General features: G+C 71.4%; 3 protein-coding genes. 1 reads left to right on the top strand and 2 read right to left on the bottom strand.

Annotation, left to right across the window (positions count from 1 at the left end; translation table 11 throughout):
* The coding region (locus G6019_RS16145; RefSeq protein ID WP_206681839.1) for a WD40 repeat domain-containing protein at window positions 1-2,342 on the top strand (2,342 nt) is incomplete at its 5' end.
* 17 nt (window positions 2,343-2,359) lie between these two features.
* Here G6019_RS16145 and G6019_RS16140 read toward each other — a convergent pair.
* Both G6019_RS16140 and G6019_RS16135 read right to left on the bottom strand, forming a co-directional pair.
* A complete protein-coding gene (locus tag G6019_RS16140) occupies window positions 2,360-2,551 on the bottom strand; it encodes a hypothetical protein (protein ID WP_017835239.1) in 192 nt (63 codons plus the stop codon).
* Window positions 2,548-4,143: a glycosyltransferase family 87 protein gene (locus tag G6019_RS16135; RefSeq protein WP_309230324.1), complete on the bottom strand. Its 1,596-nt coding sequence runs from the start codon at window positions 4,141-4,143 to the stop codon at window positions 2,548-2,550. Before G6019_RS16135 ends, G6019_RS16140 begins: the two co-directional genes overlap by 4 nt.
* Window positions 4,144-4,241 lie beyond the last annotated feature (98 nt).

Here is a 4,241-nt window from a genome sequence, read left to right as displayed (position 1 = left end):
ACAACGAGGAGACCGGGGTGCACCTCTCGCCCTCGGAACTCGACTTCCTGGACGCGTCCGCCGCCCACCACGAGGCCGTCGCACGGCGGGACCGTAGGCGGATCCGGACCCTCACCTCGCTCGCGGCATCCCTCGCGGCGGTCACCGTCCTGGCGCTGGCCGCCACCGGCTTCGCACTCCGCGCCACCGCGACCGCCCAGGACACCCGGGATTCCGCATTGTCCCGCTCCGGAGCGGTCTCGTCGGCGACCGCGTTCAATCGCGACCCCGCCCTCGGCCGGATGCTCGCGCTGGCCGCGTACCGGATCCACCCCACCACCGAGGCCCGGTCCGCTCTGCTCAACACCAGCAGGGCCGACGTGCCTCTCCGCTACGAGACCACCGCCGGAAGCGGGCGGGTGATCCCGCTGCCGGACACCGGAACCTTCACGGCGGTGGGGTCCGACGGCGTCCTCCGCATCTTCCGGGAGGACGGCGGAGCACCCCGGGCCACGCTCGGCCTGACCTCCGGTGACCGACACGAACTCCACGCCGCCGATCTCTCACCGGACGGCGCGGTCCTGGCCGTGGCCGGGCAGGGAGGGGTCTACCTGGTCGACGTCCGGGACACCTCGGCGCCTCGGGCGCTCTCCACGCTGGAACCGGCCGCCGCCCCGTTCCACTCCGTGGCGTTCTCACCCGACGGCCTGACGCTCGCCGCCGGCTCACACGACGGACGCGTCCTGCGCTGGCCGATCGCCGAGCGGGGCGGGATCCCCACGGTCACCGACCTTGGCGCCAGGGTGGCCACCCCCGACCCCGGCTCGGAGACGGTCAGGCCGGTGGAGTCCCTGGCATGGCTGTCCGACTCCTCCACCCTGCTCGCGACCAACCGCACGTTCGGCGTCAAGACCCTCCTCGACGCGGCGGCCGACGGAACCGGACGGCGCGGTCCGGACCTCGACACCGGACCGGTCGCCATCCCGCTCTCCCTCGCCGTCAGCCCGGACGGCACCCGGATCGCCGCGGGCACCACCGACCGCTCAGTCCAACGGTGGGCGATAGAGCGCGGCGACCTCTCCGGGGCCCGCCCCCTGTCCTCCCTCGACGGGTGGAACGCCTACGTCAACGACGTCTCCTACGACGACCAGGGGCGACTCGCGGCCGCGGGGTCCGACGACAGGATCCGCGTCTACGGGCCCACCGGCGCGATGCTCATCGAGCTCCCCGCCTCGCAGGTCGCCACCGGGGCACGGTTCATGGACGAGGACCACCTGCTCACCTACTCCGTCGACGGCCTCGTCAGGCTCTGGCCGCTCGACCGTCTGGGTGCGGCCTCCGAGTCCAACTCCATCTTCCAGACCGGCTCCTCCGCGGATCGGACGACCGGGGTGCTCGGCGTCACCGCCGCCGAACTCCACCACACCATCGTCGACACCACGGGTCCCGTACCGGTGGAGACCGGGCGGGTCGTCCCCGATCCCGAGACCAGGTTCAGCGGCTCCGTCGCCATGTCTCCGGACGGCCGGGTGGTCTACGCCGGACTCGCGGACGGCGGCATCCAGCTGTTCACCGCCCCCTTCGGCGCCGCGACGCGCTCGACCGCGAGCCTGCCCGTCGTCAACGGGGTCGTGGTGGCCACCCCTCTCAGCCCGGACGGTCGCACGCTGGCCGTGTGCAGCGACACCGACCGACAGCTCGGACTGGTCGACGTGAGTGACCCGACGCGACCGAGCCTGCGCGTGACCGTCCCGCTCCCCGACCCGTGCGTGGTGGCCGAGTTCTCCTCGGACTCCCGGCAGCTCGTCGTGCCCACGCTCGGACCGGAGACGGTGATCATCGACACCACCGACCCCGACAGGCCCTCGTTCGCGCACCGGCTCACCACCGGGATCGGCGGCTCGCCGGCGGCGGGATACGCGCACGACTCGCCACTCATGGTCACCTCGGGGGGCGACAAGACCATACGACTGTGGGATGCGAGCGACGCCACAGCCCCTCGCGAACTGTCCTCCTTCATCGCGCCGCCCGGTGAGATCTACTGGGCCGCGTTCTCGGCGGACGACTCGCGACTCGTGCTCACCTCGAGTACCGGACAGGTCACCGTCGTCGACATCACCGACCCCGACTTCCCGCAGCCGTGGGCCGTCCTCGGCGGCACCACCGACGCCCTCCTCTACCAGGCGCGGGCAGCATCTCCCGAGGGGGATGTGCTCGCCGTCGGCGCGGAAGGCGCCATCTGGACGTGGCGGCTCGACGTGGGCCGCGTGATCGATGAGGCGTGCGCGGGCGGGGTGCAGCTCACCGATGAGGAATGGGCCCGTCACTTCCCGGACACCGAGCCGTTCGACCTGTGCGACTGACCACCGATCCGGTCGCCTCAGCCGTGTCGCAGTCCGATCGTCAACGCCAGGGCCACGGGTATGACCGTGAGAAAGAGGAATGCCGCCACGGTCCAGGAGATCCACACGGGTTGGCGCCAGCCCGCACGATGCCCGCCGGCGGCGGTGACCATGCAGACGAATCCGATGAGGATGCACAGGAACATCCAGATCATCGCGGTGGTGCTCATCCGGTGGTGTCCTCCTTCTGACGGACCCGGCGGGACTCGTCATCGTCGTCGTCACGGTCCTCGCCCCTGTCGTCGGCACCGGCCGGTGGCCCCACCAACGGTTCCCCGGGGTCCGCGAGCACCCCGGCCAGTGGGTCCGGGCCCTCGGGTGTCCCCTGGTGCGCCAGCCGGACCAGGTCCAGGTGCGGCCGGTAGATCTCGCGGATCACCACCACGCAGATGGCCACCACCAACAGGTCTCGCATCAGAACGAGCGGGTGGAACGTCTCCGCCCCGATCCCCTTCTCGGCGACCCCGTGGAAATACGACATGTGGGCCACCCACAGCAGGGCGTCGAAGGCCATCCACGGCACCAGCAGTCTGGCCCGCGGCACCGCGAGCACCGCGAGCGGGACCAGCCACAGCGAGTACTGCGGGCTCCACACCTTGTTGGTGAGCAGGAAGACCGCCACGATGAGGAACGCCAACTGGGCGATCCGCGGGGTGGTGCGCGCGGTGAGGCCGATCACCAGAACGGCCACGCAGCCCAGGGCGAACAGGGCCAGGGACACCGCGTTGAGGGTGGCGGGCGCCTCGCCGGCGGCGCGTCCGGCATCGAACCCCTCCCAGCCCGTCAGGGTCTGCATGACGGCGTAGATGCTCTCGGGGTTGGCGGGCCGGTCCGAGTTGAGCCGGAAGAACTCCCTCCACCCCTCCGGGAACGGGATCATGATGGGCAGGTTCACCGCCAGCCAGGCCGCGATCGCCGCCGCGACCGCCTTGCCCAACTCCACGAGACGCCGACGCCGGAGCGCCACCACCAGTAGCGCCCCGAACAGGAACAACGGATAGAGTTTGGCCGCCACGCCGAGACCCAGGACGACGCCCGCCCACACCGGTCTGCTGCGCGCCCACAGCAGCAACGCCACGGACGCGAACGCGACCGCCATGAGGTCGTAGTTGGTGAAGGCCTGGAAGATGATCAGCGGGCTGGCCGCCATGAGCAGCGTGTCCCACGGTCTGCGCCCGGCCGACAGGTAGGTCGCCCACACGGCGACCATCCACAGGAACGCCAGGATCACGCACCCGAGCACGAAGTACTTGACCACCTCGATGGGGCCGCCGGGGGCGAGGGCGTGCCAGGCCTGCGCCGCCTGGGCGGTGACGTACTGGAACATCCCGGACAACACCGGGTACTCCATGTAGCGGACGCCGCCGTCGTCACCCACCCACATGTACCGGTAGGGCAGCTCGCCCGCGGCCAGGCCCTGCACCGCGTAGAGCGGGAGCGGATCGGCGTAGCAGGCCTTGTAGTACTGCTGACCGGTCCAGTTGAGTCCCGGCTCGGACCCGTCGGTGGGGCTGGTGGTGACCAGGCACGCGGCCTTGGAGAAGAACCCGAGGGACAGGAACAGCACCGCGAACAGCATGATCACGCGCAGTGGGGTCCAGAAGCTCTGCCGTCCCACGACCGCGTGCCTCCCGACCGGGCCACCCCACGCGTCCATCACCGTCCTGCCGGCCCCGTCACCAGGCCGTACCCGGTCCCGCGGGCTCAGCGAGCGGGGGTCCTCGTCCAGCGGCAGCGGGGAGTGGTGGCCGTTGCTCTGCACGACCACACCCTAGTGCACGGTGTCCGGGCCGGACCCCGGCCGGTCAGAGCCCGCCAGGTCAGGCCCCACCGTCGCCCGCGTCGCCGCCTCCACCGCCC

The organism is Dietzia sp. DQ12-76 (genome assembly GCF_014145045.1).
Classification (GTDB): domain Bacteria; phylum Actinomycetota; class Actinomycetes; order Mycobacteriales; family Mycobacteriaceae; genus Dietzia.
The sequence above is the reverse complement of the archived record's forward strand: the minus strand, read 5'-3'. Positions and strand labels throughout refer to the sequence as shown.